The sequence below is a fragment of the uncultured Azonexus sp. genome (genome assembly GCF_937982035.1).
Lineage (GTDB): Bacteria > Pseudomonadota > Gammaproteobacteria > Burkholderiales > Rhodocyclaceae > Azonexus.
This window is the reverse complement of the sequence record NZ_CALJNI010000012.1, coordinates 43,497-66,976: the sequence shown is the minus strand read 5'-3', so window position 1 is coordinate 66,976 and position 23,480 is coordinate 43,497. Positions and strand designations below refer to the sequence as shown.

The window sequence follows — 23,480 nt, the reverse complement described above, 5'->3', positions numbered from 1 at the left end:
GCTTACAGCCTCCAGAGAATCGCGGCAACCCAGGCGGTGTAACCCACCAGCAGGGTAACGGTCAGCACATGCAGCGACAGGCGCAGGCCGGTCGGCTTGATGTAATCCATCCACAGGTCACGCATGCCGATCCAGGCATGGTAGAAGAGGCTGACGAAGAACAGGAAGGTCAGGAACTTGATCACGCCGATGGCGAAAATCGCCTTCCAGGCCTCGAAGCCCGAAGGCTGGGCGATGAGCAGAACAGCCGCCATCACCACCGTATACACAGCCATGATGACAGCGGTGGCGCGCTGGGCAATCCAGTCCTTGAGACCGTAATGGGCGCCAACAACGATACGATTGATCACAGCAGAACCCCCCACAGGATCAGGGTCAGCGGAATGCTGACAGCGAACACGACCGCCGCCGACTTGCGGGCGGCCTCCTTCTCGATGCCGACATGCAGATCCAGCAGCAGGAAGCGGATACCAGCGCAGAAGTGATGCACGAAGGCCCAGATCAGACCGGCAATGATCACCTTGACCAGCAACATTCCAGTGACTGCCGAAAAGGCCTCGGGCGACTCAAAGCTGGCGCCGAACAGCCAGATGATTACCGGAAGGCACAGGAACAAGCCGGCACCGCTGACACGATGCAGAATTGAAACCTTGCCAGGCAACGGCAACCTGATGGTCGTCAAGTCCAAGTTTTTTGGACGTTTTTTCTTGATGGACATCTCTGCCATGAACACCATCCCTCGCGTAAGAGTGCGGATTATCCGCTTGTACGTGGTTTGAAAAGAGCCGTAATTATACAGCTAAAAAACGCCCGCAAAGCGCGTCATGCTGTGCTTTTGCGGCATGCATAAACCCCGGATCAACCAAGGTCATTCCGATAATAGTGATGTGCCGTGCAATACAGGCCGCGACGCCACTCGACCGGCTTGTTGCCATAGGTGTAAGCGGTACGCTCAACCAGTAACAAAGGGGCGCCGACATCCACCCCCAGATGGCCTGCACTTTCCGCGTCCGCAGCAACCGCACGCAGACGCTCTTCGGCGTTGATCATGCGCACACCGAAATCGCTTTCGAAAAGACTGTAGAGCGAACGCTCGCCGGCGCGCAGCGCCTCCAGCGTCAGGTCGCTGAACAGGTCGCCCACCAGATAGAGCTGATCGAAGACGACGGTCTGCCCGGCAAAACTCAGCAGCCGCTTGACATGAATGACCGGGTCGCCGACCTGCAAGCCGAGCTCGCGCGCGACTTCCTGGGAAGCCGGTATCTTTTCGCAGAAAAAGGGCTTGCTGACCGACGGGACCGCCACACCGTCGTCGGGCAACAGGCGCAGGAAACGGTAGAAGGATCGCGGATCGCTATGCGTGGAAACAAAGGTTCCCTTGCCCTGACGACGGACCAGCATGTTCTCGGCCGCCATCTCGTCGATGGCCTTGCGCACGGTGCCCTGGCTGACGTTGAAACGCTGCGCCAGTTCGCCTTCGCTGGGAATTGCATCACCCGGCCCCCACTCGCCGCGCTCCAGGCTGGCAATCAGGAAATCCTTGATCTGCCGGTAGAGCGGACTGAACGTAGGCGCCGTCGAGCGCATTGCGGAACGGTTTGCATCACGGGTCATGGCCCGGGATTTCAGCATAATTCGGCGACAGCGTCCACGAAAAGTTGTCTTATATAAGACACATGATGAATTGACAGCGCTACGCCGAACTTCTAACATCCGCGCTTCCATTGCCGATAGAACGCAAGGTCAGAAACACCCGGCAACAGGATGCACAAACAATTCAACCAAGCTACTCAAGACCAGGAGCGACTCATGTCCAAAGCCCCCATGCGCGTTGCCGTCACCGGCGCCGCCGGCCAGATCGGTTATAGCCTGCTGTTCCGTATTGCCTCGGGCGAAATGCTCGGCAAGGATCAGCCGGTCATCCTGCAACTGCTCGACCTGCCGCAAGCCCAGAAGGCCGTGCAGGGCGTGATGATGGAACTCGACGACTGCGCCTTCCCGCTGCTCGCCGGCATGGTCGCCACCGACGACCCGAACGTCGCCTTCAAGGACGCCGACGTCTGCCTGCTGGTCGGTGCCCGTCCGCGCGGCCCCGGCATGGAACGTGCCGACCTGCTGACCGCCAACGGCGCCATCTTCACGGTTCAGGGCAAGGCCATCGCCGAAAACGCCAAGGAAGACGTCAAGGTCCTGGTCGTCGGCAACCCCTGCAACACCAACGCCTACATCGCCCGCTCTGCCGCGATCAAGGTTGGCCGCACAAACCCGAACAACTACCACGGCATGCTGCGCCTCGACCACAACCGTGCGCTGACCCAACTGGCCCAGAAGTCCGGCCGTCCGGTCTCCTCGCTCAAGCAACTGGTCGTCTGGGGCAACCACTCGCCGTCGATGTACGCCGACTACCGTTTCGTCACCTCCAACGGCGACAGCGTCAAGAACATCATCAATGATGCCGCCTGGAACAACGACGTCTTCCTGCCGACCGTCGGCAAGCGCGGCGCTGCCATCATCGACGCCCGCGGCCTGTCGTCCGCCGCTTCGGCCGCCAACGCCGCCATCGACCACATCCGCGACTGGCATCTCGGCTCGACCGAGTGGGTCACGATGGGTATCCCGGCACCGGCCGACAACGGCTACGGCATCCCGGAAGGCCTGGTCTTTGGCTTCCCGTGCGAGTGCAAGAACGGCACCTTCACCCTGATCAAGGGCCTGGAGATCGACGATTACGCCAAGAGCAAGATCGCCATCACCCTGAAGGAACTGGAAGACGAGCGCGCTGCCGTCGCCAGCATGCTGTAATCCTTTTCAGCACCCGGAAAGGCCGCGGTAAAATACCGCGGCCTTTTTTCATTTGTCCGACGATATTCCATGCGCCATCCCAAGCACGTCCTGTTCGCGGGTGAAAAGCCCTTCCCCATCCTGCCTGCCGTAGACCACTACGCCGGTTCGGAAAAGCTGATGAAGAAGGCGCTGCAACTGCAGCAGGAACTCGGCCCGATCTTCGACATCACCTGCGACTGCGAGGACGGCGCCCATGCCGGCGCCGAGCGCGAGCACGCCGAAATGGCCGCGGCGCTGATCCTGTCCGACGACAATCGCTTCAACCGGGTCGGCGCCCGCATCCACGATGTAACGCACGCCCACTGGCGCCAGGACCTGGAAATCCTGGTCGGCATCGCCGGCCGTCGCCTGCCCTTCATCACCCTGCCCAAGCCCTGCAGCGCCGCCGATGTGCAGACGCAGATCGCCGCCCTGCGCGAGATCGAGCAGCGCTGCGGCATCGCGCAGCCGATTCCTGTTCACGTCCTGATCGAAACTCACGGTGCCCTGCGCGAAGTCTGGCAGATCGCCGCCCTGCCCGGCGTCGAATCGCTCGACTTCGGCCTGATGGACTTCGTTTCCGGCCACCACGGCGCGATTCCCGGCAGCGCCATGAAGAGCCCCGGCCAGTTCGACCATCCGCTGGTCGCCCGCGCCAAATGCGAAATCAGCGCCGCCGCGCTGGCCTGCGGCGTGGTGCCGTCGCACAACGTGACCACCGAACTCAAGGACATTGAATACATCCGCAACGACGCGCTGCGCGCCCGCCGCGAATTCGGCTACCTGCGCATGTGGAGCATCCATCCCAACCAGATCCAGCCCATCGTCGAAGCCATGCGCCCCGACTTTTCCGAAGTCCAGACCGCCAGCGAAATCCTGATCGCCGCCCAGGACAAGGACTGGGGACCGATCCAGCACGCCGGCAAGCTGCACGACCGCGCCTCCTACCGCTATTACTGGGAGTTGCTCGACCGTGCCCACGTCACCGGCATGGAGCTTCCCGACGCAGCGAAGCAGCGTTTCTTTGCCTGAAACCCTGCCCATCCTCTACCGCGACGAGCATATCGTCGCCATCGACAAGCCGGCCAAGCTACTCGTCCACCGCTCGGAGATCGACCGCCACGAAACGCGTTTCGCGATCCAGATCCTGCGCGACCAGATCGGCCGGAAAGTCTGGCCGGCGCACCGGCTTGACCGCGGCACATCGGGCATCCTGCTGTTCGGATTGAGTTCGGAAATCGCCAGCCTGCTCGGCCGGCAGTTTGCCGAGGGTCAGGTCAGCAAACGCTATCTCGCCGTCGTTCGCGGCCATCCGCCCGAAAGCGGCAGCATCGCCCACCCGTTGACGCGCCAGCGCGACGATTACGAATTCCAGGGCGAGCACAGCAGCCAGGAAGCTCAGGCCGCACTGACCCATTTCCGCCGCCTGGCGAGCATCGAATTACCGGTCGAGGTCGACCGCTACCCGGTCAGCCGCTACGCGCTGCTTGAACTGGAACCGGTCACCGGCCGCAAGCACCAGTTGCGCCGCCACCTCAAGCACATCGCCCACCCGATCATCGGCGACGCCACTTACGGCAAAGGCAGGCACAACCGCTATTTCGCCGAAAACCTGGGCTGCGACCGGCTGCTGCTGGCGTGTACGCAACTGGGCTTCAGCCACCCGTTGGATGGCCGAAGCATCGATCTGAAATGCCCGCCGGGCGACAGCTTCGCCGCCCTGCTCAAGCGTTTCGGCTGGTCCCTGGCTCAGTAGCCGATCGACGACTCCAGCGCCTCCATGCGGCGCATGTCGCCTTCAAGCTCGATCATGTCCTGCCCCAGCGCATCGCGCGCCGACACCATGCCGATCGCCCGTCCGCCGGCGTCGACGACCGGCACATGGCGGAAACCCTCCTCGGCCATCATGTGCAGCGCATGCGACAAGGGCTTGTCTTCGCGGATGGTCAGCGGATCGGCCACCATCACGGCCGACAGGGGCGTGGCATCGGGATCCAGGCCGGTCGCCAGCACCTTATTCAGTGCATCGCGCTCGGTGAAGATGCCGGCAATGCTACCGCCCGACAGGATCAGCAGGGCCCCTATCCGCTTTTCCGCCATCAGCCGGCTGGCCGCACGAACATTCATGTCCGGGGTTGCCGTGATCAGCGGACGGCCTTCAAGCACATCGCAAATCATTCTTCTGGGCATGTCTTGTCTCCTTTTGGTATGAATCAGGTGCCAGCCTGACAGCCGTATATTGTGGCTTTATGACCGCCAGCACAAGTTTGGAGACAAATTGTTCAGCGCTTTAGTTCATAGACCACGCGCACCCGCGCGTCGGCACGCGACAACTCGACAAAGCCGATACCACCGGGATTGGCCGCCACCCACTTGACCACCTCCTCGGTCGAAGCGAGACGCGGCGGCGCCTGCATGCGCCCGGTGAATACCTGGCGCGACCAGTAGGCGTTGATTTCCGACAGATCCTTGCCGACCAGCATCTTGTAGAACTGTGCGCGTTTCGGGTGGGCATCGTCGAGATCGACCGGCATCGCCTCGATGCCATTGAAGAATTGACGGTTCCGTCCAAAAAAGACGTTGATGACCTCGTTGCGCGTCATCGCGGCAACACCGCTACGGGCGTTGACGACCACGACCAGCTCGGCATGGGCGACACCCGCCAGGCCGGTCAGTACGATGAGGGCAATCCGGAAAAAAAGTCGGCGCATGTGTTCAGAACACGAAGTCCAGACTCACGGAAAAGACATCCATCCGCCCATCCCAGCGGGCGCGGTCATCCCTGCGATACGGAAAGAGCGAGGACGAATCGCCACGGATGCCGTCCCATTGCGCCTTGAGCGCGACATTGCGGGCAACGTCCCAGCGCGCACCGGCAAAAATGGTTTTCTGGTCGGAGTGCGAGTCTTCGATCACATAAGCCGCCACCAGATTCGAGAGTGGATCGCCGAGCGAGGGCTTAGGCCGCTCGCTGGAACGCACACGCGAATAGCCGACAAAAGGCGTCACCTTGCCGATCCGGTAACCCAGCAACAGATAGCCGGCGTTCGAGTCGCTCAACGCGCGGGTTCCCTGATCGATGTGATTCAGCATCAACTGGGCCTGGAACGGCCCCTTGTCGTAAACCAGACCGAGCGAGTAGTAATGCGTACGGGTATCGCGGGTTTTCAGGTACTGCGCAGCGGCCGCCGGCAGAGCAATGTTGTTTTCCTTGGCCAGCACCGGCGCCAGCGGCAGATCGTTGCGGAAACGGATATTGGCGTAACTGCCGCGAAGCTGGAGCCCGCCCAGTTGATATTCGAGATAGCCGCCGAGCATGGGCGAGCGGCGGATATCCCACTGTTCGTCGGCCAGCGGGATATTGCCGCGCGACTGTCCGTAGAATACCTTGCCGCGCATCACCCCCTCGCCCAGCGGCACGGCCAGCGAGGCGTCGGCGCCGTGAATGCTGTAGAACGGAAGGTGCCAGAAATAATCGCCGGGCGGACGGACCGTCAGGAAGGAATAGCCGACCCAGCGCGAATCGGCCAGCATGAAAAATTCGGTTCCGAGACGGCCGGCCCGCAAACTCAGGTTGGGCGACGGCTCGAACTTGACGAAAGCCCAGGCCAGTTCGGGGTGAAAGGTCCGGTCGAAACGATAGCGGCTGAGCACCTGCGCCACCGCCTGCCACTGGGGATTGACCTGCCAGTTGGCCTGCAGCCCAAGGGCGCTGTCGGTCTTGCCGGTCCATGCGTCGGTCGCGCCGCGCGCCTGCGACAGGTCGCGGACAAACTCGACATGGTCGGAGGTGGTGCGTACGGCGCCCAGCGTACCGAAGCCCTGAAGAGTGAACGAATCACCGGGTGCCGCCAACGCCGCGGCGCAGAACAGACCGGAGGACAACAGGAGGACCAGACGCTGCCAGCCCCCCCGGCGACAGATGCGATTTCCTAGCCCGGACATGCCTGGCCTCCGTTTGAATTAACGCGTAGCGGGCTCCGGCAAGGCGACCTGCTGATCCGTGCTGAACTGATAATCCTTGAAGATGTGTTCGGCACTCAATATCTGATAAGTGCCGTCGTCCAGTTTGCGGGTCGTGTCCTTCAGGCGCCAGGTCAGCTGGCCACAGGTCCAGATCTCGAAGTTGCGCATGTGGGTACACAGACAGGTCTTGTCCCAGACCTTGACCTTGCGCGCCTCGGGATGTGCGGCGACTTCGCGGTTGTACGAGGTGATGTAGGAACACTTGCCGCTGGCATCGAGCAGGTAGCCGTAGGCTTCGCAATTCGGGCGGATGCCGTCGCCGATACCCGGGCTGGACTTGATCATGCGCATCGGATAGCCGGTCGGCGAGATCTGGTTGACCTCGATGTCGTCCTCGGTCGCCTTGAAGTACTCCTGCTTGGCAGCATCGGGCAGGCCGCATTCTGCCGCCACGGTGAAGCGCGTTGCCACCTGGACGGCGGCTGCGCCGGCTTCGAGGAACTGGGTGGCGTCGGTACCGGTGAAGATGCCACCGGCCGGAATCACCGGAATATCGAGATGCTCATCTCTCAGGTACTGCATGACCTCGGCGACGATGGTCGCCAGGTCGTATTGCGCCCAGTCCATGCCAAAGCCGAGGTGACCACCAGCCAGCGGGCCTTCAACGACGACATAATCGGGCATGCGGTTGGTGCGCGCGCTCTTCTTCAGGAAGAGTTGCAGGGCGCGGACCGAAGAAACAATGATGCCGAGCTTGGCATCGCGGAAACGCGGGTGATCCTCGATCAGGCCAAAGGAGCCGAGATGCAGGCCGGCGGCCAGGGTGATGCCGTCGATACCGGCATCGAGCGCGGCCGACATGCGGACCTTGAGGGTCTCGCGCGGCGCGTTCATGGTCAGCTTTTCCATGCAGTTGATGAAGACCATGCCGCTGCCCTGCTTGCGCGCCATCGTCGCTTCAACGTGCAGGCGGGTTGCCTCTTCGAGGCGGCCGAGGTCGAACTTGACCGGCGACTTGTCCTCGTTGTTAACGTTGTACTTGTACAGCGCGAGCTTTTCCTTGACGTGCTTGGTTTCGTAGCGCCGATCGGAGACCGTGTTGATCATCGCATCGGAAATATGGCCGACGCCACCGAGGCGCGCTGCCTCCAGGGCCAGGTCGGCGGTCGAAATATCGACACCCATGCCGCCGATCATGATCGGAACCAGCTCGTGCTTGCCGAAACGCAAGCGGAAATCATCAACACGCTTCATCTTAGTCCTTAATAAACCCGCCGGGCTGATGTCTCTCTCCACGCCCGGTCAAGGGCGTAATTTTACGCCAATGTCCCCGCGACTGCGCGCCGCCATCGGATAAATCAAATATTCGGCCACGCCCGCTTGGTAAAGTTGCGACGTTTTACGCTTTCATCGAAACGGTTGCGCCATGAACCTCCTGCATCACCCGCTCTGGCTGGTCGGTTTCCGCCCATTTTTCCTGCTTGCCTGCATCGCCGGGGCACTGCTGCCGCTCGCCTGGGCCATGGTTTACTCCGGCACCGGGAACCTCGACGCCAGTCCGGTCGATGCCTTGCGCTGGCACGCCCACGAGATGTTCTTCGGCTTCGGCTGGGCGGTGCTCGGCGGCTTCCTGCTGACCTCGACCAAGAATTGGGTCAATATCCGCGGCCACCATGGCGCCGCTCTCGCCTTGCTCACCCTTGCCTGGCTGCTCGAACGCCTGGGCATGGCCATCGGCGGCGACTGGCCGGTGCCGCTGTTCCTGCTGTCGAGCAATCTCTTTCTCGGCAGCATCGTCGCCATGCTGGTGTGGACGCTGATCCGTTACCGGGAGCATGACAGCTACCGCGACAATGCCTTCTTCGTCGTCCTGCTACCGGTCTTCATCGTCGCCAAGCAACTGATGCTGCACGGCGACTTCGGCGCCGGCAGCGAGATGACGCTGGCGCTTTTCCGGCTGGCTTTCCTGGTCATGCTCGAACGCACGCTGAGCCAGTTCATGAAAGCCGCCTTCCAGGTGCAGATCCTGCGCCAGCCGCGCCTGGACATGCCGATCAAACTGCTCGGCCTGGTCCTGGTCGGCAGTTTCCTGATGCCCGCAAGTCTTGGTGCCGCCCTGTCGCTGGCACTGGCGTTACTGCTGCTGGTCCGTTTCGTCTTCTGGAAACCGCTGCTGGCCTTGCGCCGCATCGACATCGGCATCATGTACGTCGGCTATCTGGCCATCGCCGGCCAGTTGCTGATGTCTGCACTGGCGCAATTTATCGAACCTGGATGGGTCGGCTCGGTGACGACCCACCTGTTCACCTTCGGCGCCATGGGCTGCGTCATCCCGGCGATGATCATCCGCATCGCCAAAGGCCACACCGGCAGGAAAGTGATCTTCTCGCCGCTCGACCGCGGCATCCTCTACCTCATGCTGGCGGCGCTGGCGATCCGCATCGGCCTCCCGCAATTCGTACCCGACCTTTACCTGGCCAGCATCCATGCCGCTGCAAGCTGCTGGCTGCTGGCCTTCGGCCTGCTCGGCTGGCGCTGTATTCCGATGCTGCTGAAACCGCGTATCGACGGGCGCGAACATTGAACCTTCACGCGTAATTCCCGAGGACCGGGCAAAACGAATCATTTTGTCATTGTCATGTCATCACATTTATTTATAATGCGATTGACATTGTGACAATCAAGGATTCGATCATGACCGCTCGCTCGATCACCCGTTGTTATGGTTGCCCGCATCAACCCGAACCGGGCCAAATTCACGCCACGACATGCCCGCTCCCCCTGAACGGTCACGGCGGCAACGACAAGCTGAGTCAGCAGATGCGTCAGATTCAGGATTGCATCGAAGCGCAGGTCAACAAGATCGAGCAAGCCCTGCGCCGCACTTGGCTTCTTCTTGGTGGCATCTTCCTGCCCACGGCTGCGGTTGTCGCTTATGCCGTGGCTTTCCTCAGATAAGGCGACGCCGCCCGGCAGCACCTGACCACGCTTGCCGTCAGTAGCAGCCCCCTAGCCTTGCGCCTGCTCAAGCGCACGGAACATCGAGCAACGGCGAAATACTTCCTCGCCAGCCGCCACCCGCTTCTGGCTGCAGTACTTGGCGACCAGTTTGGCCAGCCCCTTGATGTCGCGCCCGGAAGCCTGCGGAAAGATGTCCGGCAGACGGTCGAGCAGCGCCGCATCGACGGCCAGCCCGAACTGCGCCGCCATGACGCCCCAGATTTTCCGGCGGTCGTCGCGGCCGGGCGAATGGAAGCGGATCAGCGCGATGCAGCGTGAGACGATGGCCTCGTCGATATCGTCCACCCGGTTGGTCGTCAGGAACAGCAGGCCGTTGAAATACTCCAGCACGCGCAAGAAGACGCCGACCACGGCGTTCATCGTGATGTTGTCGTCGCGCCGCTTGATGTAGACGTCGGCCTCGTCGATCAGCATGACCGCACCCCAGCGCTGGGCGCGGGTCAGGACTTCCTTCAGCGTCTTTTCCATCTCGGCGACGTTCAGGCCGAGTTGGCCGGAATGCACGCGATAGAGCGGGCGGCGGATGATCTCCGAATACACCTCGGCGGTCAGCGTCTTGCCGACGCCCGGCGGCCCGGCGCAGAGCACCGTCGTGCCGCCCGACTTGCCGGCAACGATGTCGTCCATCAATACGTCCATCTCGGCGGTCAGGATGTCGATCAGGTCGGTCTGTTCCGGCGGCAGCACCAGCTTGTCCTTGAGTTCCGGCTGATAGGCGTAGGGCGCCATGTCGTCCACATGGACCCAGACGTAGTGGTGCAGGTCGAGGTGGAACATCAGGATGTAAAAATGCACCGGCAGTTCGGTGAACAAGCCCTTGGCGATGCCGTCGCGGGTTTCCTCGACTTCGCTTTCCTCCTTGCCCGACAGCCGCGAGTTGCGCTGCACGCGGCGCACGAACTTGGCCAGGATGTCGCCGCTGGCATCGAGCGCCAGCACGCGCTCGCCGAGGATGCTCTCGTCGTTGACCAGGCGCGCCGGCGAGCCGGTCGACGACAGGATGATCTGGTCTTTGCGCGAATAGTCGGTATCGCGATGCGTCGCCGTCGGGTTCTCGGCGAACCAGCCGGTGCCGGTGCCGGAAAACTGCGCGCCGTACTGCGCCCGCCAGTCGAAATACAGGGCGGCCGCTTCGTCGTAGCTCGCCAGCAGGTCCGGCGTTTCCTTGACATAGCCCTTGCCGGCCAGGATTTCGGGAATCGTCCGACCGGCAATGTCCGGCCCGGTGATACGCAGCGTCGCCGTGGCCATGCGGGCGCGCGAATTGGCCTTCAGTTCGACGAAGATCTTGCCGCTCTCCTCTTCCGACGGCGGCGTGTAATCGAGCCGCGTCACCACCCAGGCCAGCGGCTTGCCGGTGATCGCCGCCGAAAACACCCAGCCGCGCGTGGCGTCTTCGGCGAGATAACGGGCTATCGCCGGCACCGCCATTTCCAGTTCTTCCGCCGCGAAGCGCCGACCGTCCTCGGCAAAGGCCCGGCGCAAGGTGGCGATCTGCGCTGCCCGGGCCCGCAGTTCGGCATCGCCGGTCGCGTACAGGGATTGCAGCAAATCGAGCTCGGTCGCTTCGAGTTGCTGGAAGCCGAGTTCGACGCGATTGCCGAAACGCAACTGCTCGCGGACAAATTCAAGACGCGGAAAACGCTGCAACATCGTTTCGATGTGCGCTCGGTCGATCTGCAACTTCATCGGCTGCCTCCCTGGCAATTGAACCGAGCAACAACTAGCCAGTTTCGTGCCTTGCGACCGACGCGGCCAAAGCATTAAAAATCAAACAATTGGCGCAAGCCGCCATTGTCGTGCTTGCGACAGGCTTTCGTGGGACAATCCGCTCCCCGTAGAAGAAAAGACCGCCATGCACCCGCGCAACAAGAACGCCAACGGCTACGACCTCGCCGCCCTGACCCCCACTTCGGCGGCACTGGCGAAGCACATCAAGACCACGCCGGCCGGCACCGCCAGCATCGATTTCGCCAACCCGGCGGCGGTCAAGGCGCTCAACCGCGCGCTGCTCATGCACCACTATCAGGTCAAGGGCTGGGAGATTCCGGAAGGCTACCTGTGCCCACCGATCCCCGGCCGCGCCGACTACCTGCACAGCGTCGCCGACCTGCTCGCCAGCTGCAACAAGAAGAACATTCCCGGCGGTGCCGGCGTGCGCGTACTCGACATCGGCACCGGCGCCAATCTGGTCTACCCGCTGATCGGCCACGCCGAATACGGTTGGTCCTTCCTCGGCGTCGATATCGACGAAGCGGCGCTGGCCAACGCGCAGAAAATCCTCGCCAAGAACCCGGAACTGGCCGGCAGCATCGAACTTCGCCACCAGCCGGTCTGGGACAACATCTTCACCGGCTTGCTGCGCAGCGGCGAAAGTTTCGACCTGTCGATCTGCAACCCGCCCTTCCACAACTCGCCCGACGAAGTGCTGGCGGTCAGCCAGCGCAAGTGGAACAACCTCGGCAAACCCGGCGCCAAAAAAGGCAGCGCCCAGCCGCGCCTCAACTTCGGCGGCGGCGGTACCGAACTCTGGTGCAATGGCGGCGAACGGGCCTTCGTCAAATCGATGATCGAGCAGAGCTGCAACATCCCCAAGCGCGTGCTGTGGTTCACCAGTCTGCTGTCGCAAGCCGACAACCTGCCGCACATCGAAGCCGCGCTGAAAAAGGCCAAGGTCGTCGAATCGCGCATCATCCCGATGGCGCAGGGCCAGAAGCAGAGCCGGCTGATTGCCTGGACCTTCTGTGCCAACGGTGACCGGGAGAAGTGGCGGCGCGAGCGCTGGTCCTCAACCCCGGCATTTGGCACCCCTGTCACAGGCGATGACATACCGGCGGCAAGCGAGCCCTTATAATCCCTGGTTTTCGTACTGGAATCCTGCCTGTGTCCGATCGCCTTGCCGTCCTACCCCAATACCTGCTGCCCAAACAGGCGCTGACCCGCCTCGCCGGGCGACTGGCTTCCGCTGAAGCCGGCGCGCTGACCACCGCGGTGATCCGCTGGTTTGTCGGCCGTTACGGGGTAAACATGGCCGAGGCAGCCAATCCTGACATCGCCAGCTACAAGAGCTTCAACGAATTCTTCACCCGGCCGCTCAAGGATGACGCCCGCCTGCCGGCGGCAGCGGATTTCCTCTGCCCGGTCGACGGCGCGATCAGCCGGTTCGGCGCGATCGAGCGCGACCAGGTATTCCAGGCCAAGGGCCACAGCTATTCGACCACCGCGCTGGTCGGCGGTGACCGCGAACTCGGCGCGCAGTTCGAGAACGGCAGTTTCGCCACCCTCTACCTCAGCCCGCGCGACTACCACCGCATCCACATGCCCTGCGACGGCCAGTTGACGCGGATGATCCACGTTCCCGGCGCGCTGTTCTCGGTCAACCCGACCACGGCGCGCGGCGTGCCCGGACTGTTCGCGCGTAACGAGCGCGTCGTCTGCGTCTTCGACACCGCCAGCGGTCCCTTCGTGCTGGTGCTGGTCGGCGCCACCATCGTCGGCAGCATGGCCACCGTCTGGCACGGCATCGTCAATCCGCCGCGCCCGGGCGTTGTCCGCGAATGGCGCTACGACGGCGAGACCGTGGTCAGGCTGAAGAAGGGCGAGGAAATGGGCCGCTTCCTGCTCGGCTCGACCGTCGTCATGTTGTTCCCGAAGAACACCCTGAGCTTCAATCCCGACTGGGCACCGGCCCGCGCCATCCGCATGGGCGAGGCGATGGGGCAGAAGACCGCACGGGAGGGCGCATGAACGACAAGCGCGCCATCCTGCTGATGCGCAGCGTCAGCGCCCTGGCCATTTTCCTGCCGATGCTGTGGATCGCCTGGGCGTACACGCCGGTGCCGCTGCTGATCACCCTCGGCATCGCCGCCTCGCTGGTCTCGATCCGCATCGGCCAGGCCGGCGAAGCGCGTTACGGTCGCCGTGTCCAGGTCACCGAGATGCTGCCGCTCGGCCGTCAAGGCGACAAGCAGATGCTGATCGGCGGCATCGCCGGCTACCTGATGATCGTGTTCTTCGGACTCGCCGCCTGGCTGGCCTTCCACGACTGAGATGCAGATCTGGGTCGATGCCGACGCCTGCCCCGGCGTCATCAAGGAAATCATCTACCGCGCCGCCGAACGCAAACAGATCAAAACCACGCTGGTGGCCAACCAGATGCTGCGCACGCCGCCGTCGAAGTTCATCCGCGCCATCCAGGTAGCCAGCGGCTTCGATGTCGCCGACGCGCACATCGTCGACCAACTGAGCACCGGTGACCTCGTCGTCACCGCCGACATCCCGCTTGCCGCACAGGTCATCGAACGCGGTGCACATGCGATCAACCCGCGTGGCGAGCTGTACACCACGGCAACCATCCGCGAGCGCCTGAACATGCGCGATTTCATGGAAGGCCTGCGCGCCGCCGGCATCGAGACCGGCGGCCCGGCCGCTTTCAGCCAGGCCGACCGGCAGGCTTTCGCCAACCAACTCGACCGCTTCCTGGCGAAAATTCCGGGTTAGTGGTTAGTTCTTGCGGCCGTGGCCGGTGCGCTGTTGCGTCGCCGCCAGGATGCCGCGCAGGATATTGACTTCGTCCCGCTCCAGATCGGCCCGGCCAAACAGCCGACGCAACTTGGGTAGCAAACGGCCAGGCTGCGCCGGGTTGAAAAAGCCTGTTTCGGTCATCACCGCCTCGAGATGGCCGTACAGCCCCTCGATCTCGTCATGCGTGGCCGGCGGTGCGGTGAACGGGGTGGTCAGTTGCTCACGCAGCGGTGCCGCACCGGAAAACGCCGCCATCCGGCATTCGTAGCAGAGCACCTGGACGGCAGCCCCGAGATTGAGCGAACTGAAATCCGGATTGGTCGGAATGGTCACCGCCGCCTGGCACTGCAGGACTTCCTCGTTGGACAGGCCCATGGTTTCGTTACCGAACACCAGCGCCACCTCGCCCAGGCTCGCCCGTTCGAGCAAGCGCGCCATGGTGTCGCGCGGCGTGCCGATGGTCGGCCCCAGATCGCGCTGCCGCGCCGACAGGGCAACGGCGAAGACACAACCGTGCAGGGCCTCGGCCAGCGAATCGCTGACCCTGGCGCTGGCCAGCAGGTCAACGGCGCCGGTCGCCCGGGTATCGGCTTCCGGATCGGGAAACTGCTTCGGGCTGACCAGACGCATGTCGGACAGCCCCATGGTCTTCATCGCCCGCGCCGCCGCGCCGATATTTCCCGGGTGGCTGGGGCGGCACAGGACCACCCTGATGCGGGACAACAGGACTTCTGGTTTCATGGTGTAAAATTCGCGCTTTCCCAAATATGAATCGGCGGGTCACGGCCCACCGATCGCTCTTTCATAAGCCATGCATCCAGTCATCAATATCGCCGTCAAGGCCGCGCGTCGCGCTGGCCAGATCATCAACCGCGCTTCCAACGACCTCGACATGCTCAAGGTTTCGTCGAAGCAGCCGAACGACTTCGTCACCGAGGTCGACAAGGCAGCCGAAGCGGCGATCATCGAAGTGCTGACCGAGGCTTATCCGAATTACGGCATTCTAGCAGAGGAGTCCGGCGTCACCCCGGCCAAGGGCGGCCGCGACGCCGAGTACCAGTGGATCATCGATCCGCTCGACGGCACCACCAACTTCATCCACGGCATGCCGCAATACGCCGTGTCGATCGCCCTGGCCCGTGGCAACGTCCTCGAACACGCGGTCGTCTTCGACCCCAACCGCAATGAACTGTTCACCGCCTCCAAGGGTGCCGGTGCCTTCCTCAACGAGCGCCGCATCCGCGTCTCCCGGCGCACCCGCCTGGGCGAAGCCCTGATCGGTACCGGCTTTCCCTATCGCGAATTCGACAAGATCGACCTCTACCTGGCCATCTTCAAGGAACTGGCGGAAAAGACCGCCGGCCAGCGCCGTCCCGGCGCCGCCTCGCTCGACCTGGCCTATGTCGCCTGCGGCCGTTACGACGGCTTCTGGGAATTCGGCCTGGCCCCGTGGGACATGGCTGCCGGCGCCCTGCTGATCTCGGAAGCGGGTGGCCTGGTCAGCGACCTGCGCGGCGAAGCCAACTACCTGGAAACCGGCAACCTGATCGCCGGCACGCCCAAGGTCTTCGCCCCGCTGCTCAAGCTGATCGAGGACAAGCTGCCGGAATCGATCCGCGGCTGAACCCGCTTCACGCCCAGGTATTGACCGTAGTCCCTGCGGCCGACCTGGGCGTTGAATCGTAGGCCGCCAGGCGGCCACGCCCTTCTTCCTCGCTGCCACGCATTGCGGCCGCCCGCTGCTGGCTCATTTCCATACGAGCCGAAACTTCCATCTGGGTAGCGGCAGCGGCCACTGCCCTGTCCTGCGGTGAAGGATCGGACGGTGCCAGTGCCGCCCCGCGGATACGCTGTGCCCGCGACACCGTTTCTTCGGGGGTACGTCCCGGCGAAGTATCGATCCGCACTTCACCGGCCACGGCGTAATTCACCCCATCCGGCCCCTTGCGATAACTGTAGCTGGCCCCCGAAGTGACCATCCCGGCACCAGCCGCCATATGCGCCATTTCGTGCTGACGAACCTGACGATCGATCTTCTTCAACTCGGCGACCTGTTGCTGCTCCTCCGGCGTCAGGGTTTTGGCCGCACCGGACGTAGCCCCGCCCTGCCCCGATCGACTGGCGACCGATGCATAGGCGCTACCTCCCGCACTGACACCTGAAACGTTCATCAAAACCCTGTTGAAAACCAATACCCGTGATTCATCTTAGGCGCTGATGCGATTTAATCAATTTTCGCGTCCGGCAGAAAGGCCATTGAACACAAAATCACGGACATTTGATTGACCCACTCCGCGCTTCTGCTACAATGCGCGGCTTCCGGAGAGGTGGATGAGCGGTTTAAGTCGCACGCCTGGAAAGCGTGTGTGGGTTAATAGCCCACCGCGGGTTCGAATCCCGCCCTCTCCGCCAGGACACATGAAAACCCGCTCGGCCATCGCCCAGCGGGTTTTTTCATTTGCTGGCATGTGGATATTTGTTTCCCATCGGGGTCATGGTAGGGTTCCGACACTACATTTTGTCCGGAAAGCAATTTTCAGCCATGAAACGGCTACTGCCCCGCCTCCTGTTCGGCGTCCTCTGCATTGCCAGCATCTTCGGCCATGTCATCGGGAACTGGCAGATTCCGCTGCTCACATTGCTGGACAACTACTCCTACGATGTCCGCACACGCGCTTTCATGCCGGATACGCTGGACGAGCGCATCGTCATCGTCGACATCGATGAAAAAAGCCTGGGCGAGCTTGGCCGCTGGCCGTGGAACCGAAAGGTGATGTCCGACCTGATCAGGCAACTGACCGATGAATACCGGGTTGCCGTGATCGGTTTCGATATCGTGTTTGCCGAGCGCGACGACAGTTCCGGGCTGCCGGTGCTTGAATCGCTGGCCAGCGGCGAATTCCGCAACAACGTCGAGTTCCGTCGCGCCGTCGAAGCACAGCGACCGCTACTGGACTATGACCGGATTTTTGCCGAGACGTTGCGCGAGCGTCCGACCGTGCTTGGCTTCCATTTCTCCGAACGTCCCGGCGGCTCCCCGGGCAGCGCATTGCCGCCGCCACAGCAATTCCCGGCCCCTTTACCGGCCGGACAATTTCCCAGCTGGCCCGGTTATGGCGGCAATCTGGCGGCATTCCAGGAGGCAGCGGCAAGCGGCGGCCACTTCAACCCGAAGATCGACAACGACGGCATCATCCGCCGGGTTCCGTTGCTGGCAGAAAACGACGGCAAGTACTATCCCGCCTTGTCGCTGGCCATGCTGCAACTGCTCGTCGGCCAGGGAGAACTGCACCCATACGTACCGGCCCCCGGGGAGCCGGTCGAAGCGATCGATGTCATCGGCCTGCGTGGCATGGTGCGCCTGCCGGTCGATGGCGATGGCTGTGCGCTGATTCCCTACCGGGGTCGCGAGGGTAGCTTCCCCTATGTCTCAGCAGCCGATGTCCTCGCCGGTCGTGCCGATTTCGAGCAACTCTTCGGCCGGATCGTGCTGATCGGCACCAGCGCCCCCGGACTCAAGGACTTGCGGGCGACGCCCGTAGGCGGCAGCTATCCTGGCGTGGAAACACACGCCAACCTGCTGGCCGGCGCACTCGACGGCTCGGTCAAGGAAAAACCGTATTACATGCTTGCCGCCGAGATCGTGGCGCTGATCCTTGCCGGTGGCATCCTGGCGCTATCGCTACCCTTCATGTCACCACTGCGTGGAACACTGCTCACACTGGGCATCTTCGGCATTCTGGTCGCAGCCAACTTCGCATTGTGGCAGGTGCATGTCGTCATGCCGATTGCTTCGGCCACGCTGGCCATCCTGATGATCTATGTCTTCAACGCCGCCTGGGGATTTTTCTGGGAGTCCAACGCCAAACGCCAGTTCACCGCACTGTTCGGGCAGTATGTCCCCCCCGAGCTGGTCGACGAGATGGCGAAGAACCCCGAGGAATACAGCATGGAGGGGCGCAACGCCGACATGAGCGTGCTCTTCTCGGACGTTCGGAACTTCACGACGATTTCCGAAGGCCTGCCGCCCAGGGAACTGAGCGCGCTGATGAACGAGTATCTCGGTGCGATGACCCTGATCATCCAGAAACACCGGGGCACGCTCGACAAGTACATCGGGGATGCCATCATGGCGTTCTGGGGCGCCCCCGTCGCCAATCCGCTGCACGCACGGGAAGCAGTGATGACTGCGCTCGAAATGCAGCGCCGCCTCCGCTCGCTGGGCGAAACCTTCGCGGCAAAAGGTTGGCCGGTGCTGAAGATCGGCATCGGCATCAATAGCGGAACCATGACTGTCGGCGACATGGGCTCTTCCGTTCGCAAGTCGTACACGGTGATGGGCGACGCGGTCAATCTGGGCGCTCGCCTCGAAGGCATCACCAAGGAATACGGCGTCGGCATCGCGGTCGGAGAGAAGACCCGGGACGCCTGCCCGGACATCGTTTTCCGGGAACTGGACAAGGTGCGAGTCAAGGGCAAGGCCAGCGCGGTATCGATTTACGAACCCTTGGGCACGACAGAATCCGTAACCCCTGAGCGGATGGAGGAACTGGCGAACTGGTCGCAGGCCCTGACGCGCTATCGCGAACAATCATGGGCAGCCGCGGAAACGATCCTCCGCGACCTGCAACGAAAAGCCCCGGATGACATGCTCTACCGCGTTTATCTCGAGCGTATCGCCCACCTGCGCGAATTGCCACCAGGCAACAGCGAGTGGGACGAAGGCGTCACATCCTTCAATACGAAGCAAGCGCGCTAAGCTCGCGCGCCCTTTTCTGAAGAATGGATCAGCCCACCCAGCGCCGGGCGTTGCGGAACATCCGCATCCACGGGCTGTCCTCGCCCCAATTTTCCGGGTGCCAGGACATCTGCACGGTACGGAAGACGCGCTCCGGGTGCGGCATCATGATCGTGAACCGGCCGTCGGCCGTGGTCACGGCGGTCAGGCCGCCCGGCGAACCGTTCGGGTTGTACGGATAGACCTCGGTCGGCTCGCCCTTGTTGTCGACGTAGCGCACGGCGGCCAGGCACTTGCCCTGATCGTCGGCGTTATCGAAGACGGCACGGCCCTCGCCGTGCGAGACGACGATGGGGATCTGCGAGCCTTCCATGCCGGCGAAGAAGATCGACGGCGAATCGAGCACTTCGGTCATCACGAAGCGCGCCTCGAATTGTTCGACCTGGTTGCGACGGAAGGCCGGCCAGTGTTCGGCACCGGGAATGATGGACTTCAGTGCGCTCATCATCTGGCAGCCGTTGCAGACGCCAAGTGCGAAAGTATCCGGGCGGTTGAAGAAGGCGGCGAACTCGTCGCGGCAACCGTCATGCATCAGGATGGTCTTGGCCCAGCCCTGGCCGGCGCCGAGCACGTCGCCGTAGGAAAAGCCGCCGCAGGCGACGAGGCCCTTGAAGTCCTTGAGGCTGACGCGGCCGGCGAGGATGTCGCTCATATGCACGTCGACCGACTGGAAGCCGGCGCGGTCGAAGGCGGCGGCCATTTCATAATGGCTGTTGACGCCCTGCTCGCGCAGGATGGCGACGCGCGGGCGACCGCTGATGTCCTGATAGACCTGGGTGAAATCTTCCTGCGGATCGAAGGTGATCTTCGGCGTCAGACCGGGGTCGGCAACGTCGAGGATGCGGTCGAATTCCTGCTGCGCGCAATCCGGGTTGTCGCGCATCGCCTGCATGCGGAAGCTGGTTTCCGACCAGGCACGCTGCAGGTCCACGCGCTTCTCGCGCAGCACGCGCTTGGCGTTGCGGGTGACGCGGATTTCGTCCCACTCGTTCAGGTGGCCGACGAAGTGGTAAGGCACACCGCAGGCGCGCAGGATCGGCGTGACCTTCTCGCGGTCGGCACGACGGATCTGGATCAGCGCACCGAGTTCCTCGTTGAACAGGGCGCGGACGATGTTCTCGAAATCGCGGCCGGCCATCAGGTCGGGACGTTTCTCGGCACCATCGACATCGAGCGCGGCAGCGTCGAAACAGACGCCGTCGAGGTCGAGCGAGACGCCGCGGCGGCTGGCGAAGGCCATTTCGCAAGCAGCGACGAACAGGCCGCCGTCGGAACGATCATGGTAGGCGAGCAACAAGCCATCGCGGTTGAGCTTCTGCACCGCGTCGAACAGGCCCTTGAGCTTGGCCGGTTCATCGACGTCCGGCGCATCGTCGCCGGTGGCGTCATAGACCTGCGCCAGACAGGAACCGCCGAGGCGGTTCTTGCCGAGGTCGAGCAGCAGCAGTTCGGTTTCGCCCTGCTCGGTGGCGAGCAGCGGGGTTTTCGTCTTGCGCACGTCGTCCACCGCAGCAAACGAGGTGACGATCAGCGACAGCGGCGACACGACCTGCTTCTTCTCGCCGTTTTCTTCCCAGGCGGTGCGCATCGACAGCGAATCCTTGCCGACCGGGATCGACACGCCGATCTGCTTGCACAGCTCGGAGATACCTTCGACCGTCGCGTACAGGCGAGCGTCCTCACCCGGCACGCCGCACGGTGCCATCCAGTTGGCCGAGAGCTTGACCTTGTCCAGGCTGCCGACGTCGGCCGCGGCCAGGTTGGTCAGCGCCTCGCCGATGGCCATGCGACCGGAGGCCGGCGCATCGAGCACGGCGAGCGGCGTGCGCTCGCCCATGGCGAAGGCTTCGCCGAGATAACCCTGATAGCCCATCGTGGTGACGGCGACGTCGGCCACCGGCACCTGCCACGGCCCGACCATCTGGTCGCGCGCGGTCATGCCGCCGACCGAGCGGTCGCCGATCGAGATCAGGAAGGTCTTGTCGGCGATGGTCGGCAGACGCATCAGGCGGTAGGCGGCGTCCTTGAGTTCGATCGAAACGGCGTCGAAGGGCACGAAGGTCGACGACTGCGACGTGACATCGCGGGTCATGCGCGGCGGCTTGCCGAGCAGCGCTTCCATTTCCATATCGACCGGATTGACGCCGAAGTAGGCGTCGGTGACGGTCAGGTGTCCGTCGCCGGTGGCTTCGCCGACCACGGCGAACGGGCAGCGCTCGCGCTCGCACATGGCCTGGAATTCGCCGATACGGGCGGGCGGAATGGCCAGCACGTAGCGTTCCTGCGATTCGTTGGACCAGATTTCGGCCGGCGACATGCCCGGTTCCAGGATCGGCACCTTGCGCAGGTCGAACTTGGCGCCGACGCCGCCCGAATGGGCGAGTTCCGGCAGGGCGTTGGAAACGCCGCCGGCACCGACGTCGTGCACGGAGAGAATCGGGTTGTCCTTGCCCATCTGCCAGCAGCGGTCGATGACTTCCTGCGCACGGCGCTGGATTTCCGGGTTGCCACGCTGCACCGAGGCGAAGTCGAGGTCTTCGGCATTGACGCCGGCCGTCATCGACGAAGCGGCACCGCCGCCCAGGCCGATCAGCATGCCGGGGCCGCCAAGTTGCACGAATAGCGTGCCGACCGGGAAAGTTTCTTCCTTGAACGACTGCTCGGCCTGGATGGAACCGAGGCCGCCGGCGATCATGATCGGCTTGTGGTAGCCGCGCACGGTGCCGGCCACGTCCTGCTCGTAGGTACGGAAGTAGCCAGTCAGATTCGGACGGCCGAATTCGTTATTGAAGGCGGCGGCACCGATCGGGCCTTCGAGCATGATGTCGAGGGCGGAAGCGATGCGCGACGGGCGGCCGTAAGCCTTTTCCCAAGGCTGGGTTGCCTCGGGAATGTTTAGGTTGGAGACAGAGAAGCCACAGAGGCCGGCCTTCGGCTTGGAGCCCTTGCCGGTGGCGCCTTCGTCGCGGATTTCGCCGCCGGAGCCAGTGGAAGCACCGGGAAACGGGGAAATCGCGGTCGGGTGGTTGTGCGTCTCGACCTTGGTCAGGATGTGGGTCAGCTCTTCCTTGTAGCTGTAGCCACGGTCGGCGTCCGGGTAGAAGCGCTGGATGGTCGCGCCTTCGATGATCGAGGCGTTGTCGGCGTAGGCCATGACCGTACCCTGCGGGTTGGCGGCGTGGGTTTCGCGGATCATGCCGAACAGCGTCTTGTCCTTCTTCTCGCCGTCGATGACCCAGGAGGCGTTGAAGATCTTGTGGCGGCAGTGTTCGGAATTGGCCTGGGCGAACATCATCAGTTCGACGTCGGTCGGGTTACGGCCGGCCTTGGTGAAGATGTCCAGCAGGTAATCGACTTCGTCGTCGGACAGCGCCAGGCCTAACGTGGCGTTGGCGTCGACCAGCGCGGCCTTGCCGCCGGCCAGCACGTCGACAGTCGACAGCGGCTTCGGCGCGAAGTGGCGGAACAGTTCGCCGGCTTCGGCAAAACCGGCGAGCACCGATTCGGTCATGCGGTCGTGCAGCAGGCCGGCGACGGCTTTCTTCTCGTCAGCGGTTAGCGCCCGGTTTTGCTTCACAACCACATGGAAGGCGACGACGCGCTCGATGCGCTCGATCGCCGGTTCCAGATCGCAGTTGAAGGCGATGTCGGTGGCCTTGGACGACCACGGTGAAATGGTGCCGATACGCGGCGCGACCAGGAACAGTTCGCCTTTATCTTCACCGGCCGGCACTTCTTCCAGCAGCTTGGCCAGCTTGGCGCGCTCGTCGGCAGACAGCGCACGTTTCTGCGCGACGACGTGCCAGTAATCGGCGGTCACCGACTCGATGTCCGCCACTGCCGTCGTCAGGCGGGCGAGCAGGCGTTGCAGGCGGAAGGCGGAAAAGGCGGCGTCGCCCTTGAGGCAAAGAATGTCGGCCATGGATGTGGTATCGGGTTAGGCGGAGAGGCCGGCATTATACCCGAGGCCCACCACCTTACCGCTTGATCGGTGCGTTACGCCCCGACATGCTGTCGCTCATCCGGTAAACGCCGTCGATGAACAACCCATCCGGGTTGCGACGGCAAAACTGTTCGATGTTGCGCTCGACGGTCGCTGCCGATACGTCGGTCACCTGCTGACGCGGGTTGGCATAGTTGTGACCGCTGAGAAATCCCCGCGCCCAGGCAACATGGGCGGCGCGCAATTCGGCTTCCTCGGCGCCCTGGCGCCAGGCCCGGCAGGAGTTGTCGTCAAAGGCGAGGATCTTGAGGCCGGAAGCCATGCCCGCCGTCGCGCCGGTTGCCAGAACCGCGAACACCAGCCAGGTTGCCACGTGCTTCTTGATACCCATCATTACTCTCCGTT

At 63.1% G+C, this 23,480-nt stretch carries 23 protein-coding genes and 1 tRNA gene; 12 read left to right on the top strand and 12 right to left on the bottom strand.

Annotation, left to right across the window (positions count from 1 at the left end; genetic code table 11):
* Positions 1-2: 2 nt before the first annotated feature.
* The 3 genes from sdhD to Q0799_RS09495 form a co-directional block, all read right to left on the bottom strand.
* Positions 3-350 (bottom strand): succinate dehydrogenase, hydrophobic membrane anchor protein, encoded by a 348-nt coding sequence (sdhD, locus tag Q0799_RS09505; RefSeq protein ID WP_298397609.1) that lies wholly within the window; start codon positions 348-350, stop codon positions 3-5.
* Complete coding sequence (sdhC, locus tag Q0799_RS09500; protein WP_298397606.1) at positions 347-727, bottom strand: succinate dehydrogenase, cytochrome b556 subunit; 381 nt, start codon at positions 725-727, stop codon at positions 347-349. Before sdhC ends, sdhD begins: the two co-directional genes overlap by 4 nt.
* Positions 728-858: 131 nt before the next feature.
* On the bottom strand, positions 859-1,587 hold the full coding sequence (locus tag Q0799_RS09495; protein WP_298397899.1) for a GntR family transcriptional regulator: 729 nt from the start codon (positions 1,585-1,587) through the stop codon (positions 859-861).
* Positions 1,588-1,809: 222 nt separating this feature from the next.
* Here Q0799_RS09495 and Q0799_RS09490 point away from each other — a divergent pair, with 222 nt between their 5' ends.
* From Q0799_RS09490 to Q0799_RS09480, 3 genes are all read left to right on the top strand, one after another.
* A complete protein-coding gene (locus Q0799_RS09490; RefSeq protein ID WP_298397603.1) occupies positions 1,810-2,802 on the top strand; it encodes a malate dehydrogenase in 993 nt (330 codons plus the stop codon).
* 69 nt (positions 2,803-2,871) lie between these two features.
* Positions 2,872-3,855, top strand: coding sequence for an aldolase/citrate lyase family protein (locus Q0799_RS09485; RefSeq protein WP_298397599.1), 984 nt, complete (start codon positions 2,872-2,874; stop codon positions 3,853-3,855).
* The gene (locus tag Q0799_RS09480) at positions 3,848-4,579 is read left to right on the top strand and encodes a tRNA pseudouridine(65) synthase TruC (RefSeq protein WP_298397595.1); all 732 of its coding nucleotides are present in this window, start codon (positions 3,848-3,850) and stop codon (positions 4,577-4,579) included. Before Q0799_RS09485 ends, Q0799_RS09480 begins: the two co-directional genes overlap by 8 nt.
* On the opposite strand, the gene Q0799_RS09475 is transcribed toward Q0799_RS09480, so the two are convergent.
* From Q0799_RS09475 to Q0799_RS09460, 4 genes are all read right to left on the bottom strand, one after another.
* Positions 4,573-5,013, bottom strand: a complete 441-nt coding sequence (locus Q0799_RS09475) for a CBS domain-containing protein (protein ID WP_298397592.1) — start codon at positions 5,011-5,013, stop codon at positions 4,573-4,575. The two genes, Q0799_RS09480 and Q0799_RS09475, sit on opposite strands and share 7 nt — an antisense overlap.
* A 92-nt stretch (positions 5,014-5,105) precedes the next feature.
* Positions 5,106-5,534 carry a hypothetical protein gene (locus Q0799_RS09470; protein WP_298397589.1) on the bottom strand — a complete coding sequence of 143 codons (429 nt, stop codon included), beginning with the start codon at positions 5,532-5,534 and terminating at the stop codon, positions 5,106-5,108.
* A 4-nt stretch (positions 5,535-5,538) separates the two neighbouring features.
* Positions 5,539-6,768 (bottom strand): porin, encoded by a 1,230-nt coding sequence (locus Q0799_RS09465; RefSeq protein WP_298397586.1) that lies wholly within the window; start codon positions 6,766-6,768, stop codon positions 5,539-5,541.
* An 18-nt stretch (positions 6,769-6,786) separates the two neighbouring features.
* On the bottom strand, positions 6,787-8,043 hold the full coding sequence (locus Q0799_RS09460) for a nitronate monooxygenase (protein ID WP_298397583.1): 1,257 nt from the start codon (positions 8,041-8,043) through the stop codon (positions 6,787-6,789).
* A 172-nt stretch (positions 8,044-8,215) separates the two neighbouring features.
* On the opposite strand from Q0799_RS09460, the gene Q0799_RS09455 reads away from it, so the two are divergent.
* Entirely contained in the window at positions 8,216-9,373 is a 1,158-nt protein-coding gene (locus Q0799_RS09455; RefSeq protein ID WP_298397581.1) for an NnrS family protein, read from the top strand.
* Positions 9,374-9,483: 110 nt separating this feature from the next.
* On the top strand, positions 9,484-9,747 hold the full coding sequence (locus Q0799_RS09450; RefSeq protein ID WP_298397579.1) for a hypothetical protein: 264 nt from the start codon (positions 9,484-9,486) through the stop codon (positions 9,745-9,747).
* 51 nt (positions 9,748-9,798) lie between these two features.
* On the opposite strand, the gene Q0799_RS09445 is transcribed toward Q0799_RS09450, so the two are convergent.
* Positions 9,799-11,499: an ATP-binding protein gene (locus tag Q0799_RS09445; protein WP_298397577.1), complete on the bottom strand. Its 1,701-nt coding sequence runs from the start codon at positions 11,497-11,499 to the stop codon at positions 9,799-9,801.
* Positions 11,500-11,665: 166 nt separating this feature from the next.
* Between Q0799_RS09445 and rlmF the strand changes: the two genes are divergently transcribed.
* Genes rlmF through Q0799_RS09425 form a run of 4 tightly spaced genes read left to right on the top strand, consistent with a single transcriptional unit; the run spans position 11,666 to position 14,310 of the window.
* On the top strand, positions 11,666-12,664 hold the full coding sequence (gene rlmF, locus Q0799_RS09440; protein ID WP_298397575.1) for a 23S rRNA (adenine(1618)-N(6))-methyltransferase RlmF: 999 nt from the start codon (positions 11,666-11,668) through the stop codon (positions 12,662-12,664).
* 29 nt (positions 12,665-12,693) lie between these two features.
* Positions 12,694-13,557 (top strand): archaetidylserine decarboxylase, encoded by an 864-nt coding sequence (gene asd, locus Q0799_RS09435; RefSeq protein WP_298397573.1) that lies wholly within the window; start codon positions 12,694-12,696, stop codon positions 13,555-13,557.
* Complete coding sequence (locus Q0799_RS09430) at positions 13,554-13,859, top strand: hypothetical protein (protein ID WP_298397571.1); 306 nt, start codon at positions 13,554-13,556, stop codon at positions 13,857-13,859. Before asd ends, Q0799_RS09430 begins: the two co-directional genes overlap by 4 nt.
* A 1-nt stretch (position 13,860) precedes the next feature.
* Positions 13,861-14,310 carry a YaiI/YqxD family protein gene (locus Q0799_RS09425; RefSeq protein ID WP_298397569.1) on the top strand — a complete coding sequence of 150 codons (450 nt, stop codon included), beginning with the start codon at positions 13,861-13,863 and terminating at the stop codon, positions 14,308-14,310.
* Positions 14,311-14,313: 3 nt separating this feature from the next.
* Here the strand turns inward: Q0799_RS09425 and Q0799_RS09420 are convergent, their stop codons facing one another.
* Positions 14,314-15,075 carry an RNA methyltransferase gene (locus Q0799_RS09420; protein ID WP_298397567.1) on the bottom strand — a complete coding sequence of 254 codons (762 nt, stop codon included), beginning with the start codon at positions 15,073-15,075 and terminating at the stop codon, positions 14,314-14,316.
* 70 nt (positions 15,076-15,145) lie between these two features.
* Between Q0799_RS09420 and Q0799_RS09415 the strand changes: the two genes are divergently transcribed.
* The gene (locus Q0799_RS09415) at positions 15,146-15,958 is read left to right on the top strand and encodes an inositol monophosphatase family protein (protein WP_028995815.1); all 813 of its coding nucleotides are present in this window, start codon (positions 15,146-15,148) and stop codon (positions 15,956-15,958) included.
* Between the two features lie 7 nt (positions 15,959-15,965).
* On the opposite strand, the gene Q0799_RS09410 is transcribed toward Q0799_RS09415, so the two are convergent.
* A complete protein-coding gene (locus Q0799_RS09410) occupies positions 15,966-16,505 on the bottom strand; it encodes a putative metalloprotease CJM1_0395 family protein (RefSeq protein ID WP_298397564.1) in 540 nt (179 codons plus the stop codon).
* A gap of 150 nt (positions 16,506-16,655) precedes the next feature.
* On the opposite strand from Q0799_RS09410, the gene Q0799_RS09405 reads away from it, so the two are divergent.
* Positions 16,656-16,746, top strand: a tRNA-Ser gene (locus tag Q0799_RS09405).
* A gap of 130 nt (positions 16,747-16,876) precedes the next feature.
* Positions 16,877-19,093 (top strand): CHASE2 domain-containing protein, encoded by a 2,217-nt coding sequence (locus tag Q0799_RS09400; RefSeq protein WP_298397562.1) that lies wholly within the window; start codon positions 16,877-16,879, stop codon positions 19,091-19,093.
* A gap of 28 nt (positions 19,094-19,121) precedes the next feature.
* On the opposite strand, the gene purL is transcribed toward Q0799_RS09400, so the two are convergent.
* The gene (purL, locus tag Q0799_RS09395) at positions 19,122-23,054 is read right to left on the bottom strand and encodes a phosphoribosylformylglycinamidine synthase (protein ID WP_298397560.1); all 3,933 of its coding nucleotides are present in this window, start codon (positions 23,052-23,054) and stop codon (positions 19,122-19,124) included.
* Between the two features lie 55 nt (positions 23,055-23,109).
* Positions 23,110-23,469 carry a hypothetical protein gene (locus Q0799_RS09390; RefSeq protein WP_298397558.1) on the bottom strand — a complete coding sequence of 120 codons (360 nt, stop codon included), beginning with the start codon at positions 23,467-23,469 and terminating at the stop codon, positions 23,110-23,112.
* Between the last annotated feature and the right edge of the window lie 11 nt (positions 23,470-23,480).

Coding starts and splice junctions, on each gene's coding strand:
- sdhC (WP_298397606.1), bottom strand. CDS start 727: ATGGCAGAGATGTCCATCAAGAAAAAACGTCCAAAAAACTTGGACTTG.
- Q0799_RS09450 (WP_298397579.1), top strand. CDS start 9,484: ATGACCGCTCGCTCGATCACCCGTTGTTATGGTTGCCCGCATCAACCC.
- Q0799_RS09460 (WP_298397583.1), bottom strand. CDS start 8,043: ATGAAGCGTGTTGATGATTTCCGCTTGCGTTTCGGCAAGCACGAGCTG.
- Q0799_RS09400 (WP_298397562.1), top strand. CDS start 16,877: ATGAAACGGCTACTGCCCCGCCTCCTGTTCGGCGTCCTCTGCATTGCC.
- Q0799_RS09470 (WP_298397589.1), bottom strand. CDS start 5,534: ATGCGCCGACTTTTTTTCCGGATTGCCCTCATCGTACTGACCGGCCTG.
- Q0799_RS09420 (WP_298397567.1), bottom strand. CDS start 15,075: ATGAAACCAGAAGTCCTGTTGTCCCGCATCAGGGTGGTCCTGTGCCGC.
- Q0799_RS09415 (WP_028995815.1), top strand. CDS start 15,146: ATGCATCCAGTCATCAATATCGCCGTCAAGGCCGCGCGTCGCGCTGGC.
- Q0799_RS09425 (WP_298397569.1), top strand. CDS start 13,861: ATGCAGATCTGGGTCGATGCCGACGCCTGCCCCGGCGTCATCAAGGAA.
- Q0799_RS09495 (WP_298397899.1), bottom strand. CDS start 1,587: ATGCGCTCGACGGCGCCTACGTTCAGTCCGCTCTACCGGCAGATCAAG.
- Q0799_RS09490 (WP_298397603.1), top strand. CDS start 1,810: ATGTCCAAAGCCCCCATGCGCGTTGCCGTCACCGGCGCCGCCGGCCAG.
- rlmF (WP_298397575.1), top strand. CDS start 11,666: ATGCACCCGCGCAACAAGAACGCCAACGGCTACGACCTCGCCGCCCTG.
- Q0799_RS09410 (WP_298397564.1), bottom strand. CDS start 16,505: ATGAACGTTTCAGGTGTCAGTGCGGGAGGTAGCGCCTATGCATCGGTC.
- Q0799_RS09485 (WP_298397599.1), top strand. CDS start 2,872: ATGCGCCATCCCAAGCACGTCCTGTTCGCGGGTGAAAAGCCCTTCCCC.
- Q0799_RS09445 (WP_298397577.1), bottom strand. CDS start 11,499: ATGAAGTTGCAGATCGACCGAGCGCACATCGAAACGATGTTGCAGCGT.
- Q0799_RS09390 (WP_298397558.1), bottom strand. CDS start 23,469: ATGATGGGTATCAAGAAGCACGTGGCAACCTGGCTGGTGTTCGCGGTT.
- Q0799_RS09455 (WP_298397581.1), top strand. CDS start 8,216: ATGAACCTCCTGCATCACCCGCTCTGGCTGGTCGGTTTCCGCCCATTT.
- Q0799_RS09465 (WP_298397586.1), bottom strand. CDS start 6,768: ATGTCCGGGCTAGGAAATCGCATCTGTCGCCGGGGGGGCTGGCAGCGT.
- Q0799_RS09430 (WP_298397571.1), top strand. CDS start 13,554: ATGAACGACAAGCGCGCCATCCTGCTGATGCGCAGCGTCAGCGCCCTG.
- purL (WP_298397560.1), bottom strand. CDS start 23,054: ATGGCCGACATTCTTTGCCTCAAGGGCGACGCCGCCTTTTCCGCCTTC.
- Q0799_RS09475 (WP_298397592.1), bottom strand. CDS start 5,013: ATGCCCAGAAGAATGATTTGCGATGTGCTTGAAGGCCGTCCGCTGATC.